Source organism: Streptomyces sp. NPDC030245 (genome assembly GCF_055572995.1).
This window is the reverse complement of record NZ_JBVICF010000001.1, coordinates 256267-269738: the sequence shown is the minus strand read 5'-3', so window position 1 is coordinate 269738 and position 13472 is coordinate 256267. Positions and strand designations below refer to the sequence as shown.

The 13472-nt window shown below is 72.3% G+C and carries 12 protein-coding genes and 1 tRNA gene; 8 read left to right on the top strand and 5 right to left on the bottom strand.

Features of this window, described 5'->3' with window-relative positions; genetic code table 11:
• The first annotated feature begins 87 nt into the window (after positions 1 to 87).
• The 3 genes from ACZ4Z4_RS01155 to ACZ4Z4_RS01145 all read left to right on the top strand — a co-directional run bounded on the left by ACZ4Z4_RS01155 (position 88) and on the right by ACZ4Z4_RS01145 (position 2767).
• Positions 88 to 663, top strand: a complete 576-nt coding sequence (locus ACZ4Z4_RS01155; protein WP_468320479.1) for a TerD family protein — start codon at positions 88 to 90, stop codon at positions 661 to 663.
• 64 nt (positions 664 to 727) lie between these two features.
• A complete protein-coding gene (locus ACZ4Z4_RS01150; protein WP_468320476.1) occupies positions 728 to 1870 on the top strand; it encodes a DUF475 domain-containing protein in 1143 nt (380 codons plus the stop codon).
• Positions 1871 to 2026: 156 nt separating this feature from the next.
• Positions 2027 to 2767, top strand: coding sequence for a TerD family protein (locus ACZ4Z4_RS01145; protein WP_468320474.1), 741 nt, complete (start codon positions 2027 to 2029; stop codon positions 2765 to 2767).
• Between the two features lie 32 nt (positions 2768 to 2799).
• Here ACZ4Z4_RS01145 and ACZ4Z4_RS01140 read toward each other — a convergent pair whose 3' ends face one another.
• Complete coding sequence (locus ACZ4Z4_RS01140) at positions 2800 to 3675, bottom strand: TerD family protein (protein WP_468320471.1); 876 nt, start codon at positions 3673 to 3675, stop codon at positions 2800 to 2802.
• 247 nt (positions 3676 to 3922) lie between these two features.
• On the opposite strand from ACZ4Z4_RS01140, the gene ACZ4Z4_RS01135 reads away from it, so the two are divergent.
• The 4 genes from ACZ4Z4_RS01135 (at position 3923) to ACZ4Z4_RS01120 (ending at position 8813) form a co-directional block, all read left to right on the top strand.
• A complete protein-coding gene (locus ACZ4Z4_RS01135) occupies positions 3923 to 5110 on the top strand; it encodes an HpcH/HpaI aldolase/citrate lyase family protein (RefSeq protein ID WP_468320468.1) in 1188 nt (395 codons plus the stop codon).
• An 83-nt stretch (positions 5111 to 5193) separates the two neighbouring features.
• A complete protein-coding gene (locus ACZ4Z4_RS01130) occupies positions 5194 to 7770 on the top strand; it encodes a phosphoribosyltransferase (RefSeq protein WP_468320465.1) in 2577 nt (858 codons plus the stop codon).
• Between the two features lie 5 nt (positions 7771 to 7775).
• Entirely contained in the window at positions 7776 to 8579 is an 804-nt protein-coding gene (locus tag ACZ4Z4_RS01125) for an HAD family hydrolase (RefSeq protein WP_468322039.1), read from the top strand.
• A 9-nt stretch (positions 8580 to 8588) separates the two neighbouring features.
• The gene (locus ACZ4Z4_RS01120; protein WP_468320462.1) at positions 8589 to 8813 is read left to right on the top strand and encodes an FmdB family zinc ribbon protein; all 225 of its coding nucleotides are present in this window, start codon (positions 8589 to 8591) and stop codon (positions 8811 to 8813) included.
• Positions 8814 to 8987: 174 nt separating this feature from the next.
• Here ACZ4Z4_RS01120 and ACZ4Z4_RS01115 read toward each other — a convergent pair whose 3' ends face one another.
• The 4 genes from ACZ4Z4_RS01115 to ACZ4Z4_RS01100 form a co-directional block, all read right to left on the bottom strand.
• Positions 8988 to 9926 (bottom strand): sugar kinase, encoded by a 939-nt coding sequence (locus tag ACZ4Z4_RS01115; protein WP_468320459.1) that lies wholly within the window; start codon positions 9924 to 9926, stop codon positions 8988 to 8990.
• Positions 9923 to 10558: a bifunctional 4-hydroxy-2-oxoglutarate aldolase/2-dehydro-3-deoxy-phosphogluconate aldolase gene (locus ACZ4Z4_RS01110; RefSeq protein WP_468320456.1), complete on the bottom strand. Its 636-nt coding sequence runs from the start codon at positions 10556 to 10558 to the stop codon at positions 9923 to 9925. The genes ACZ4Z4_RS01115 and ACZ4Z4_RS01110 overlap by 4 nt, the downstream gene beginning before the upstream one ends.
• 59 nt (positions 10559 to 10617) lie before the next feature.
• On the bottom strand, positions 10618 to 12156 hold the full coding sequence (locus tag ACZ4Z4_RS01105) for a hypothetical protein (protein ID WP_468320454.1): 1539 nt from the start codon (positions 12154 to 12156) through the stop codon (positions 10618 to 10620).
• A gap of 76 nt (positions 12157 to 12232) precedes the next feature.
• Positions 12233 to 13090 carry a DUF4097 family beta strand repeat-containing protein gene (locus ACZ4Z4_RS01100; RefSeq protein WP_468320452.1) on the bottom strand — a complete coding sequence of 286 codons (858 nt, stop codon included), beginning with the start codon at positions 13088 to 13090 and terminating at the stop codon, positions 12233 to 12235.
• 188 nt (positions 13091 to 13278) lie between these two features.
• Between ACZ4Z4_RS01100 and ACZ4Z4_RS01095 the strand changes: the two genes are divergently transcribed.
• Positions 13279 to 13350 (top strand) — tRNA-Val (locus ACZ4Z4_RS01095).
• Positions 13351 to 13472 lie beyond the last annotated feature (122 nt).

Below are 13472 nucleotides of genomic sequence, written 5' to 3'. Positions count from 1 at the left end.
GAGGTGCGGCGCCGGACGCGCTCAACCACCTGGTGCGCCCGTCACCGCGGGCGCACGGCTCTCGTCACCACGGGGAGGACCAGCACCATGGGCGTCACGCTCGCCAAGGGAGGCAATGTCTCCCTCTCCAAGGCCGCACCCGATCTCACCCAGGTCCTCGTGGGCCTCGGCTGGGACGCGCGCTCCACCACCGGCGCCCCCTTCGACCTCGACGCCAGCGCCCTGCTGTGCAACGCGGGCCGGGTCCTGGGCGACGAGTGGTTCGTCTTCTACAACAACCTGAAGAGCCCCGACGGCTCCGTCGAGCACACCGGCGACAACCTCACGGGTGAGGGTGACGGCGACGACGAGTCGGTCCTGATCGACCTCTCCAAGGTGCCGGCCAACTGCGACAGGATCGTCTTCCCCGTCTCGATCCATGACGCGGACAACAGAGGGCAGACGTTCGGCCAGGTCAGCAACGCGTTCATCCGCGTCGTGAACCAGGCGGACGGCCAGGAGCTCGCGCGGTACGACCTCAGTGAGGACGCCTCCACGGAGACCGCGATGATCTTCGGCGAGGTCTATCGGTACGGGGAAGAGTGGAAGTTCCGTGCCGTCGGGCAGGGGTACGCGTCTGGCCTGCGTGGTATCGCTCTAGACTTCGGGGTCAACGTTTCGTAAAGCAGGGGACCGGCGCGGGGGAGACCGCTAAACGGGAGCCCGTAAACACACGATTGGGTAACCAGTGATTCTGAAAACCTTCGGCTGGTCGTTCGCGGTGACCGCGCTCGGCCTGGTCGCCGCGGTGTTCTACGGGGGGTGGACCGGCTTCGGCGTCGTGGCGATCCTGTCCATCCTCGAGATCTCGCTGTCCTTCGACAACGCGGTGGTCAACGCCGGAATCCTGAAGAAGATGAGTGCCTTCTGGCAGAAGATCTTCCTCACCATCGGTGTCCTGATCGCGGTCTTCGGTATGCGACTGGTCTTCCCCGTCGTGATCGTGGCCATCAGCGCCAAGACCGGCCCGATCGAGGCGGTCCGCCTCGCCCTCAACGACAAGGACCAGTACCAGCAGCTGGTCACCGACGCCCACCCGTCGATCGCCGCCTTCGGTGGCATGTTCCTGCTGATGATCTTCCTCGACTTCATCTTCGAGGACCGGGACATCAAGTGGCTCGGCTGGATCGAGCGCCCGCTCGCCAAGCTCGGCAAGGTCGACATGCTGTCGGTCTGCATCGCGCTCATCGTGCTCATGATCACCGCGATGACCTTCGCCACCCAGGCCCACCAGCACGGTGGCACCCATGTGGACAAGGCGCAGACGGTCCTCATCTCCGGTATCGCGGGTCTCATCACGTATCTCGTCGTCGGCGGCCTCTCCGGCTACTTCGAGAACAAGCTGGAGGAGGAAGAGGAGCGCGAGCACGAGCAGGAGGAAGAGGCCAAGCGGTCCGGCAAGAAGGTTCCTGCCGTCGTGATGGCCGGCAAGGCCGCGTTCTTCATGTTCCTCTACCTGGAGGTCCTGGACGCGTCCTTCTCCTTCGACGGTGTCATCGGCGCCTTCGCCGTCACCAACGACATCGTGCTGATGGCGCTGGGTCTCGGTATCGGCGCGATGTACGTCCGGTCCCTCACGGTCTACCTGGTCCGCCAGGGCACCCTCGACGACTACGTCTACCTGGAGCACGGCGCGCACTACGCGATCGGCGCCCTCGCCGTGATCCTCCTGGTCACCATCCAGTACGAGATCCACGAGGTCATCACCGGCTCCGTCGGCGTCATCCTCATCGCCTGGTCCTTCGTCTCGTCCGTGCTGCGCAACCGGAGGCTGGCGGCGGCCGAGGGGAACGCGAGCGGTGACAAGACCCAGGTGTCGTCAGGTGTCTGACACTGACTGATTCGCTCACCGAGCTGTCCGATTCCGGTTTCCGGAGTGTGATGACGGCCCGGGTGAGGAACGCTCTGTGCGGGGCGGCCGTCGAGGAGATGTCCTCACGGCCGCCCCGTCGGTTCCGTAGGCGGCACAAGGGCACTTGGGGGCGGAATGTCCTTCTGGGACGGTCTGTGGCGCGGGCGCTCGATGGACTTCGAGTCGGGCAGCGCCGCCAGCAACTCCATCGAACTCACCAAACGGCACCCGACGGTCTCGCTCTCCAAACAGGGCGCGGCCACCGGCAACCTGCGCGTCAACCTGTCCTGGCAGATGCGTACGTCCGACCTCATCGGCAAGCCGCGCCGCGGCGGCGGCCTGCTGCGGCACCCCTTCAAACTCTTCCAGCCCGACGTCGTCCAGGCCCACACACAGGGCGTGGTCAACGTCGACCTCGACATCGGCTGTCTGTACGAACTGATGGACGGCACCAAGGGTGTCGTACAACCCCTCGGCAGCTTCTTCGGGGACCTGAACGGCCCGCCGTTCGTGAAGCTCAGCGGCGACGACCGGTTCGGCTCACCGTCCGGCGAGACCATCTACGTCAACCTCGACCACCGCGAGTCCATCAAGCGGCTCCTGGTCTTCGCCTACATCTACGACCAGACGCCGGCCTTCGACCGCACACAGGCCAAGGTCACGCTCTACCCCAGCAACGGCCCGCGGATCGAGATCGACCTGGACGAGCGGCAGCCGCAGGCCCGCTCCTGCGCGGTCGTCTCCATCGAGAACGTGAAGAACGAGCTGATCGTGCGCCGCGAGGTGAAGTTCGTCTACGGCTTCCAGGCCGAGCTCGACCGGCTGTACGGCTGGGGACTGCAATGGGGCCGGGGCTACAAGACCAAGGTGGGCTGAGCCCCGTGCGCCCGCCGGGCCGGCCCGCCCTCTCAGCGGGGCAGGAACTGCGGCCCCTGCGGCGGCAGCCGGAAGTTCGGGTCCGGCATCGGCGTCACCGGCTGCGGATAGCCGTACGACGGCTGGGCGACCGGGGGCGGCGGCGCCATCGGGGCGGGCTGGGTGGCCGCCGCCGGCGGATAGCCGTACGCGGGCTGGGGCGCCGGGTGGCGGGGCGGCTCGGGCGGGTAGCCGTACGCGGGCTGCGGGGGCGTCTGCGGGGCCGGCTGGGCGGCGGACGGCTGGGGGTGCTGCGGCACCGGCTGCCGGGGCGGCAGGGGGAAGGAGGCCGAGGGGGCGGGCGAGGGCTCCGGGGCGCCGGAATCCGAGTCGTCCACGGAGATCCCGAAGTCGGAGGCGAGCCCCTCCAGACCGTTGGAGTACCCCTCGCCGAGCGCACGGAATTTCCAGCCCTCACCGCGGCGGTAGAGCTCCCCGCAGATCAGCGCGGTCTCCTCGCCGGTCTGCGGCGTGATGTCGAAGTAGGCCAGCGGCTCGCCCTCGGCGACCGCGGCGTCGAAGAGCAGGATCCGCAGCGCGGGTACGTGCTCGAAGGAGACACCCTCGGCCGACGCGGCGAGGAGCACACGGTCCACGGCCGGATCCAGACCCGCCAGATCCGTCTGGATCGTGTCGGTGAGCCCCTCGGCGACCCGCTTCTTGCCGAGCCGCCAGACCTTGCCGCCGGGGTGGCGGGGCTGGTTGTAGAAGACGAAGTCCTCGTCGGAGCGGACCCGGCCGTCGCCGCCGAGCAGCAGCGCCGACGCGTCGACGTCGGGGACGCCCTGGCCCGGAGCCCAGCGCAGCACCGCGCGGACGGACGAGGCTTCGAGAGGGACGTTCGACCCCTTCAACATCGCGTGCGTCATACGGTCATCCTGCCTTCCCCCGCACGAGTGGGACAACGCGGGGGGCCGAAGCTCCCGGTCGCGTCATCACGCCCCTGACCTGCGGGTGCTGCGAACGTGCGACGGTGGTGTGGTGAGCATGTGTGACATGGCCGGGTTACCTGAAGTTCATGCCCGGAGGGAACCCCCGGCACCCGTCTCTACGTACTATTACCGGCCACATCCGAACGGCCCACGTCGACGAAACAGGCGACAGCAGGGGAATCACATGCGTCATTTCGGGCACATCGCCCCAGAGGTGCGTCAGCGCCTCTTCCACCGGGAGCCGTGTGCCTTCACCGCGGACTCCCCGCCCCACCTGCTCGCGCCCGCCCTGGGCGCCACGCTCTACAGCCCGGCCACCCGCCCCCGCCTCGCGGAAGACATCATGAAGCAGGCCGGGCGCGGCGTGGTCTCCATGGTGGTCTGCCTGGAGGATTCCATCGACGACTCCGAGGTCGCCGACGCCGAGGAGAACCTCGTCCGGCAGTTCGCCGACCTCGCGGAGCGGGACGCGGAGCCGCCGCTGCTCTTCATCCGGGTCCGCGCCGCCGAGCAGATACCCGACCTCGTCCGCAGGCTCGGGACGAGCGTCCGGCTGCTGTCCGGATTCGTACTGCCCAAGTTCACCGAGGAGCGGGGCGTTCCGTTCCTGGAGGCGGTGGTGGCCGCGGAGGCGGAGCTCCCCGCGGGGCCCGCGGGCGGCCAGGGCCGCCGACTCTTCGCCATGCCCGTCCTGGAGTCGCCCGAGCTGCTGCACCTGGAGAGCCGCGCCGAGACCCTCGCCGGCATCGCCCGCACCGTCGACAAGTATCGCGACCGGGTCCTCGCGCTGCGCCTCGGTGTCACCGACTTCTGCTCGGCGTACGGACTGCGCCGACCGCCGGACATGACCGCCTACGACGTGCAGATCGTCGCCTCCGTCATCGCCGACGTGGTCAACGTCCTCGGCAGGGCCGACGGCACGGGCTTCACCGTGACCGGGCCCGTGTGGGAGTACTTCCGCGTCCAGGAGCGGATGTTCAAGCCGCAGCTGCGCCGCAGCCCCTTCCTGGAGAGCCGGGCCGAAGAGCTGCGCCAGGCCCTCATCGCGCACGACATGGACGGGCTGCTCCGCGAGATCGAGCTCGACCGCGCCAACGGACTGCTCGGCAAGACCTGCATCCACCCCTCGCACGTGCTGCCCGTGCACGCGCTCTCCGTGGTCAGCCACGAGGAGTTCAGCGACGCCGAGGACATCCTCCGGCCCGAGCGGGGCGGCGGCGGGGTGCTGCGCTCCTCGTACACGAACAAGATGAACGAGGTGAAGCCGCACCGCGCCTGGGCCGAGCGGACCCTGCGGCGCGCCGAGGTCTTCGGCGTGGCCAAGGCGGACATCGGCTTCGTGGAGCTGCTCACCGCGGGACTTCCCGCTTGACCGGCCGGACTCCCCGGCCGACGAAGGTGCCGGATCTCCGGCCGACGAACGTGCCGGTTTCCCGGCCGACGAACGTAAGGGACATGACGTACGTGACTGAAGACGCGGTGCCGGAGACGACGGCGTGGTCGGGGACCTGGGTCGCCGAGCGGCTCGGGGTCGGGCTCGACGGTGACGCGTCGCTGCGCGGCCTGCTCGGCCTCGCCCTGCGCCGCAACCCCAAGCGGGCGCACCTCCTGGTGTCGAACGTCCTGGGCAAGCACGTGCCCCAGCGCCCCTCGGTCGTGTACGCGGCCGGGCACGACCTCGGCGTCCGGGTGCGGGAGCTGCTCGGCGACGACGAGGCCCGGCGCGCCGTCGTCCTCGGCTACGCGGAGACCGCGACGGGCCTCGGCCACGCGGTCGCCGACGGCGTCGCCCTCGCGCCCTACCTGCACTCCACCCGGCGCCCCGTCGACGGCGTCGAGCGCGCGGGCGGCTTCGAGGAGTCCCACTCGCACGCCACCTCGCACCTGCTGCTGCCCGAGGACCCGCGGCTGCTCGCCGGCGCAGGACCCCTGATCCTCGTCGACGACGAGTTCTCCACCGGCAACACCGTCCTCAACACCATCCGCGCCCTGCACGAGCGCTTCCCCCGCGAGCGGTACGTGATAGTGGCGCTGGTCGACATGCGCTCGCCCGCGGACCGGGGGCGGCTCGCCGGCTTCGCCCGCGAGATCGGCGCGCGCGTCGACCTCGTCGCCACGGCGTCCGGCACGGTGCGGCTGCCCGACGGCGTCCTGGAGAAGGGGCAGGCGCTGGTCGCGGAGTACGAGACGCGCACCGTCCCGCCGTCCGGAGGGGACCTCGATTCCGGCCCCGGTCCCGTCACGCGCGTCGAGCTCGGCTGGCCCGCGGGCGTCCCCGACGGCGGGCGGCACGGCTTCACGCCCGCGCACCGCGCCGCCCTCGACGCGGCGCTGCCGGACATGGCGGCCGAGATCGAGAAGGCCCTGCCGGCCGGGGCGCGCCGCGTGCTCGTCCTCGGTTTCGAGGAGCTGATGTACGCGCCGCTCGCGCTCGGCGCGGAGCTGGAGCGCAGGATCGGCGGCGGGGCGCGGACCGGCGGTGAGGCGGGGGCCGGTGACGGAGCGCGGGTCGGTGGCGGGGCGCGGGGCGACGGCAGGGCGCGGGGCGGTGTCGAGGTGCGGTTCTCCACCACGACGCGCTCGCCCGTCCTCGCCGTGGACGACCCCGGCTACGCGATACGCACCCGCCTCACCTTCCCCGCGCACGACGACCCGGCCGACGGCCCCGGCACGCGGTACGCGTACAACGTCGCGGGCGGCGGCTTCGACGCGGTCGTCGCGGTCGTGGACTCGGTCGCGGACACGCCCCAACTGCACGGCTCCGACGGCCTGTTGGCGCAGCTGTCCGCGCACACCGGGCACGTCCTGCTGGCCGTCGTCCCCTCGTACGTACCCGAATGCGCATCCCGGCACGTCCCTGAAAGGTCCCGCATGCTCCCCGCGCCCCTCCGCGGCCCCGCCTTCTCCTCGTACGCGCCCGAAGACGTCGGCTGGCTGCTCCAGGACCTCTCGGACGTGACGCTCGAAGCCCCCACGGAGGAGCGCGAGGAGGCGATACAGAGCGGTGGCGCGCACTACGCCGAGTCGCTGCCCGTCGAGTACCAGCCGAGCGAGCGCTACCAGGAGCTGTTCCGCGCCGCGCTCGACACGTCCGCCGCCCGCATCGCGCAGGCCGTCGGCACGGTCACCGAGACCGTACTCGCGGAGCGGTCCCCGCGCCCGGTCCTGGTCTCCCTGGCCCGCGCGGGCACCCCCGTCGGCGTCCTGATGCGCCGCTGGGCCGCCCACCGGCACGGCCTCGACCTGCCCCACTACGCCGTGTCGATCGTCCGCGGCCGCGGCATCGACGCCAACGCGCTGCGCTGGCTCGCCGCCCACCACGACCCGGCCGACGTCGTCTTCGTCGACGGCTGGACCGGCAAGGGCGCGATCACCCGCGAACTGGCCGACGCGGTGCGCGAGTTCGAGGCGGCGGGCGGCGCCGCCGGGTTCAGCCCGGAGATCGCCGTGCTCGCCGACCCCGGCTCGTGCGTCCGCACCTACGGCACCCGCGAGGACTTCCTCATCCCCTCCGCCTGCCTCAACTCCACGGTCTCCGGGCTCATTTCGCGCACCGTGCTCCGCGCCGACCTGGTCGGCCCGGACGACTTCCACGGGGCGAAGTTCTACCGCGAGCTCGCGGGGGCGGATCTGTCCGGCGAGTTCATCGACGCGATCGCGCGCCGCTTCGCGGAGGTCGATGACCTGGTGGACGCGCAGGTCAAGGAGGTGCTCTCCGCCGATCGCGAGCCGACCTGGGAAGGCTGGGCCGCCGTCGAGCGCATCAGCGAGGAGTACGGCATCCACGACGTGAACCTCGTCAAGCCGGGCGTCGGCGAGACGACCCGCGTGCTCCTTCGCCGCGTCCCCTGGAAGATCCTGGCCCGCGCGGGCGCCGGGGCCGACCTCGACCACGTACGCCTGCTCGCCGAGCAGCGGGGCGTGCCCGTCGAGGAGGTCGGTGAACTCCCGTACACCTGCGTCGGGTTGATCCACCCCAAGTACACGCGCGGCGCGACGGGCGCGGACGGCAGGGCGGTGACCGCCAAGTGAGCACCATGGTGATCGCCAGCGACCTCGACCGCACCCTCATCTACTCCACCGCCGCCCTCGGCCTGATCATGCCCGACGCCGAGGCGCCACGCCTGCTCTGCGTCGAGGTGTACGAGGGCAAGCCGCTGTCGTACGTCACCGAGACCGCCGCCGGGCTCCTCGACGAGCTGGGCCGCACCGCCGTCTTCGTGCCGACCACGACCCGGACCCGCGAACAGTACGGGCGCATCCATCTGCCGGGCCCGGCGCCGCGGTTCGCGATCTGCGCCAACGGCGGGCACCTGCTCGTCGACGGCGTCTCCGACCCCGACTGGCGGGCGGCGGTCGACCGCCGCCTCGCCGCCGAGTGCGCCACCCTCGACGAGGTCCGCGCCCACCTGGTGCGCACCGCCGACCCGGCCTGGCTGCTCAAGGAGCGCGTCGCCGAGGACCTCTTCGCGTACCTCGTCGTCGAGCGCGCGCTGCTGCCCGCGGAGTGGGTGAAGGAGCTCGCCGTCTGGGCCGAGGAGCGCGGGTGGACCGTCTCGCTCCAGGGCCGCAAGCTCTACGCCGTGCCGAAGCCGCTCACCAAGAGCGCGGCGGTACGGGAGGTCGCGCGGCGGGCCGGCGCGACGGAGGTCCTCGCGGCGGGGGACTCGCTGCTCGACGCCGACCTGCTGCTCGCGGCGGACCGCTCCTGGCGGCCCGGCCACGGGGAGCTCGCCGACACGGGGTTCACGGCGCCGGGGCTCACGGTGCTCGGGGAGCGCGGGGTCGCGGCGGGGGAGTCGATCGTGAGGGCGTTCCTCAGGGCGGTGGGGCCCCAGTAACCTGGGGCCATGCCTCGATACGAATACCGGTGCCGGTCCTGTGGTGAGACCTTTGAGCTGAGCCGTCCCATGGCCGAGTCGGGGGATCCCGCGGTGTGCCCCGGAGGGCACGAGGACACGGTTAAGTTGCTTTCCACCGTGGCTGTGGGGGGCTCTGCTGCGGCGCCGAGTGGTGGTGCGGGTGCTGCTGGTGGTGGCGGGGGCGGTTGTTGTGGTGGGGGCTGCTGCGGGTGAGGCGTGGCGCCGTTGGGGGACTGGGGGAGTTCGTCTGCGGGCTGGGTGTGGCTGGTCGCGCAGTTCCCCGCGCCCCTGAAAGCGCTGCCCTGCGGGCGCTTTCCCCCTCCGGGCCCCGCGCCTCTGAAAAGCTGCCCTGCGGGCGCTTTCCCCCGGGCCCCGCGCCCTCCCGGGCTAGCGGAGCGTCGTTCCTGCGGCCGCTTCCAGTAGGGGCAGCTCCGCGCGTGTCGGGGCGCCCTCCCAGTCGCCGCGGGTTGTCACCGCGAATGCTCCCGTCGTGATCGCTCGGGCCAGGCGGGTCCGTACGTCCGTGTCGTCCAGCAGGGCCGACAGGTAGCCGGCGACGAACGCGTCGCCGGCGCCCACCGTGTCCACGGCCCGCACCTCGCGTGCGGCGGAGTGGAGTTCGCCCTCGGCGGTGTGGACCGTGGCGCCGGCCGCGCCGAGTTTGACCACGACCTCGCGGACCCCGTCGTCGATGAGGCACTTCTCCGTGGCGCCCGCCGGCAGGCACAGCGGCAGTTCGTCGTCGGAGGCGATGAGGACGTCGACGTACGGGAGCCATCCGCGCAGCTCCGTCGCCGCCTGCTCGGGACTCCACAGGCGGGCGCGGAAGTTCACGTCCAGGCAGACCTGGGTGCCGTGCTCGCGGGCGAGGCGCAGGGCGCGCCGGCACGCCTCGGCCGCCGACGGGCCGAGCGCCGGCGTGATGCCCGTCAGGTGCAGGACGCGCGGGGGCCGGGCGGTCGCGAAGGCCGCCTCGACCGCGTCCGGGGCGAGCCGTGAACCCGCCGACCCCGCACGGTAGTAGTGCACGCGGGTCACCTCCGGCAGCCGCGGCTCGAAGAGGACCAGGCCCGTCGGCGCCAGCGGGTCGCGCGTGGCCGCGGTGACGTCGACGCCCTCCGCGCGCAGCGTGCGCAGGACCAGCTCACCGGCCTCGTCGTCGCCGACCGCGCCCGCCCAGCGGACGGTGTGGCCGAGCCGGGACAGGCCGATGGCGACATTGCTCTCGGCGCCCGCGACCGACACGTCCATCGAGCCGCCCAGCTTGAGGGGGCCGCTGCCGCGCAGGGCGACCATGGTCTCGCCGAGGGTGAGGACGTCGCTCATCGGGCCGTCACCGCCGTGACCGCCACGAACTCCGCCGCCCGCGCCCGCAGCGCGCCCAGGTCGCCGCCGTCCGCCGCGTCACCGATCAGCGGTGAGCCGACGCCCACCGCCACCGCGCCGAACTCCAGATACGCCTCGGCGGCCACCGCGTCCACCCCGCCGACCGGCACGAAGGGCGTGTGGGGGAAGGGGGCGCGCAGCGCCTTGAGATACGTGGGGCCGCCCATCGCCGACGCCGGGAAGACCTTCAGCGCTGTCACGCCCGCCGCCTCGGCCGCGATGACCTCGGTGGGCGTGAGGACGCCGCCGAGTACGGGCAGTCCGAGGCGTACCGCCTCGTCGACGCCCGCGCCGAGCCCCGGCGTGACGATGAGGTCGGCACCCGCGTCGGCGGCGCGGCGGGCGTCGTCGGCGGTGCGGACCGTGCCCGCGCCGAGCCAGGCGTCCGGGCCGAGCTCGGCCCGCGCCCGGCGCAGCACGCCCAGGGCGTCGGCGCCGCTGAGGGAGACCTCGACCAGCGGAACGCCGGACTCCACGAGCGTCATGACCGTACGGAAGGAGGCGTCGGGATCGGTGCCGCGCACGATGGCGACGAGGCGCCGCGCCCGGAGATCCGTGGGGAAGTCACGCATCTCCCCACATTCGCACAGTGGTTCAAGCCGGACCCCGGGCGGGGTCGTGCGACAGGCTCTCAGACCCCCTGCCCCCGCTCCTCCCGGATCTGCGCGACCACGCGCGCCACGGTCGTGCGAACCGCCTCGGTCTCGGTGAGGAAGTGCCAGTAATCGGGGTGGCGGCCCTCCAAGGAGGCCACCGCGCGGTCCAGGCGGGCCACGGAGTCGTCGAGCGGGCGGGCGTGGCGCGGCTCGGGGGTCTGGCGGCCCGCCATCGCCAGGCGCTGTGCGTCCCGGATCGCGAAGCGGGTGCGGTCGATCTCCTGCTGCGGGTCCTTCGACACCGCGTTCAGCCGCTGGAGGCGGTCGCCGGCCGCCGAGACCGCCTCGTCCGTGGAGTTCAGCAGGGCGCGGACGGTCGAGAGCCGCGCGGTGGCGTCGGGCCAGCGCTGCTCCTCACGGGCCTGCCGCGCCTCCGCGAGCTTGGCCTCGGCCTGGCGCACGTGCTCCGCGGCCTGGTCGGGCACGTGCTGAAGGTCCTGCCAGCAGGCGGCGGAGAACCTGCGCCGCAGCTCGCTGAGGACGGGCTCGACCTGGCCGCTGCGGGTCGTCAGCGCCTGCGCGCGGGTGCGCAGCGAGACGAGCCGCCGGTCGATCTCGGCGGCCCGCTCGGGCAGCCGCTCGGCCTCGGCGCGCACGGCCTCGGCGTCGCGCAGGACGCGGTCGGCCCGCTGCAACGTCTCCGGCACCCCGTGCCGGCCCGCGCCCTGGTTGAGCTTGGTCAGCTCGGGGCCGAGGGCGGCGAGCCGGGCGGCGAGGTCGTCGGCCTTGAGGCCCGCGGCCCGCACGGTGTCCAGGGCGTTGCTCGCGGCGAGCAGCGTCTGGCGGGCCCGCTCCACCGCGGGGGCGAGCCGCGCCAGTTGGGTCTCCGCCTTGTCGAGCAGCGGGCCGAGGCCCTGCTGGAAGCGCTCCAGGTCCTGCTTCGTCCTGCCCAGCTCGGTCCTGGCCGCGGTGAGTTCGGTCTTGGCGCGGGCCGCGACCGAGGACTCCAGGTCGTCCCGGTCGAGGTCGTGGGCGTCCACCGCGTTGATGTACTGATGGCTGACCTCGTCGATGCGCCGCCCGATCGCCTCGAAGTCCGAGACGGCGCGCTGGGCCGCGGGCGAGGAGTCCACGGCCACGATCGTCTCGATGGAGATGCGCAGATCGCGCTGGGCGGTGTCCAGTTCGTAGAAGGCCGCGGCGGCGGCGTCCTTCGCGGCCTGCGCCTCGGCGCGCAGGCTCTCGCCGCGGCCGCCGAACCACCGGCGGGTGCCGCCGCCCGCGAACGCGGCCGGCACGGCGGCGGCGAGCAGCGGCAGGGAGAGGGTGACGGCGGTGACGAGGGCGAGGGTGTCGAGGGCGGCACGGAGGGGAGCGCCGCGGCGCGCGCTCCCGCCGGGCCGGGGCCGGGACCCGGGGCGACGGCCGGGAACCCGCCGGGCGCGCCCCGCGCGACGACCGACCGCACCCGCCCCGCCCCCGACCCCTGAATCCGCCGCTGTGGCTGTCGCTGCTGTGGTGCTCTCGGCCTCGGTTCTGTCCGGTGTGTACGGCTGCGAAGGTGTCGCCGTCACTATCCCTCTCCCGTGCTTCATCCGCCCTGCCCGGTGTCACATTCTCCCACCGGTTAAGGACGAATACACGGGCCGGTTAGTTCGCGCTGCGCACAGTGACTTTGCCGTCGGCGCTGCGGACGGACAGGCGGTGGGAGCTGGTGTCGTCGCGCGGCACCGACACGTCGACGGAGCCGTCGGAGACGTCGGTCCGTACGTCGTACGCGACCTTCTTCCCGCCCTGCCTGCCGGGCACCGCTATGTCGACGGACCCGTCCTTGCTCCGGGCCTCGACGCGGTCGGGCACGGAGGCCAGTTCCAGGCGCACGCGGCCGTCCTTGGAGTCGACGCTCACCTGTCGCGAGGTGATGTGGCGTGCGGTGACGGAACCGTCGGAGCTGCGCAGGTCGAGCGGTCCCTCGGCGCCGTCGACGGTGACGGAGCCGTCGGAGCTGCGCAGGTCGAGAGGTGCGCGGGTGTTCTTGACGGTGACCGAGCCGTCCTTCGTCCGTATCTTCAAAGGCTTCTGGAACCCGCTCGCCGTGACCGAGCCGTCCTCGTTCTCGACGGTCACCGCGACCCCGCGCGGCACCTCGACCCGATGCCTGGCCGAACAGTTGGCGATGACTCCGGAGCACTTCATGTCGAGCGTGAGCCGGTCCCCGTCCATCTTCCACGTCACCTTGGGGTCGCCGCCCAGTACGGTCTCCCCGTCGAACCACCGGGTCACCTGCACGCCCTTGGCGTCGCTGTCGGCGGGGGCCAGTTCGAGGGTGGAGTCGCTGGACACGACGGTCAGCGTCTTGCCCGCCAGGGCGAACGTCCGGTGCTCCGGTTCGGTGTCGTCCGCGGCGTCGGCCCCGCACGCGCCGACCAGGAGGACGACGGCGACGGTTCCGCCGGCGGCGGCGAGTGCGCGGGTGGTGCGCGTACGGCGACGGGTGCGGACGGGCATGGCGGGCTCCCCCTGAAGTGATCTTGTGCTCCGGGACAGACCTTACGGAACCGCCCGAGCCGGGAGAATCCCGCCGGCCACCGGATCCGGGGTGGGGTTAACCCCCGGCTGCCCGCTGCCCGCTGCCCGCTGCCGATAAGGGGTTTGCGGGGCACTGCCTGCGGCAAGGTAGGCTGTCCACTCGTCCCGGGCGCGTAGCTCAGGGGTAGAGCGCCTCCCTTACAAGGAGGATGTCGGCGGTTCGAAACCGTCCGCGCCCACCGGGTGAAGTAGCGGGTTGATCCTGCTCGTGGCCCCCCAGCCGTGATCGGCTGGGGGGCTTCTTCATGTGGGCCACTGCGGGGCCGCTGCGGGGCCTCCCCCGGGGTCACTCGAATGGGCT

Bases quoted from the DNA above. Each gene is read 5' to 3' on its own strand.
- ACZ4Z4_RS01155 (WP_468320479.1), top strand. From the start codon at position 88: ATGGGCGTCACGCTCGCCAAGGGAGGCAATGTCTCCCTCTCCAAGGCC.
- ACZ4Z4_RS01145 (WP_468320474.1), top strand. From the start codon at position 2,027: ATGTCCTTCTGGGACGGTCTGTGGCGCGGGCGCTCGATGGACTTCGAG.
- ACZ4Z4_RS01140 (WP_468320471.1), bottom strand. From the start codon at position 3,675: ATGACGCACGCGATGTTGAAGGGGTCGAACGTCCCTCTCGAAGCCTCG.
- ACZ4Z4_RS01135 (WP_468320468.1), top strand. From the start codon at position 3,923: ATGCGTCATTTCGGGCACATCGCCCCAGAGGTGCGTCAGCGCCTCTTC.
- ACZ4Z4_RS01130 (WP_468320465.1), top strand. From the start codon at position 5,194: ATGACGTACGTGACTGAAGACGCGGTGCCGGAGACGACGGCGTGGTCG.
- ACZ4Z4_RS01125 (WP_468322039.1), top strand. From the start codon at position 7,776: ATGGTGATCGCCAGCGACCTCGACCGCACCCTCATCTACTCCACCGCC.
- ACZ4Z4_RS01120 (WP_468320462.1), top strand. From the start codon at position 8,589: ATGCCTCGATACGAATACCGGTGCCGGTCCTGTGGTGAGACCTTTGAG.
- ACZ4Z4_RS01115 (WP_468320459.1), bottom strand. From the start codon at position 9,926: ATGAGCGACGTCCTCACCCTCGGCGAGACCATGGTCGCCCTGCGCGGC.
- ACZ4Z4_RS01110 (WP_468320456.1), bottom strand. From the start codon at position 10,558: ATGCGTGACTTCCCCACGGATCTCCGGGCGCGGCGCCTCGTCGCCATC.
- ACZ4Z4_RS01100 (WP_468320452.1), bottom strand. From the start codon at position 13,090: ATGCCCGTCCGCACCCGTCGCCGTACGCGCACCACCCGCGCACTCGCC.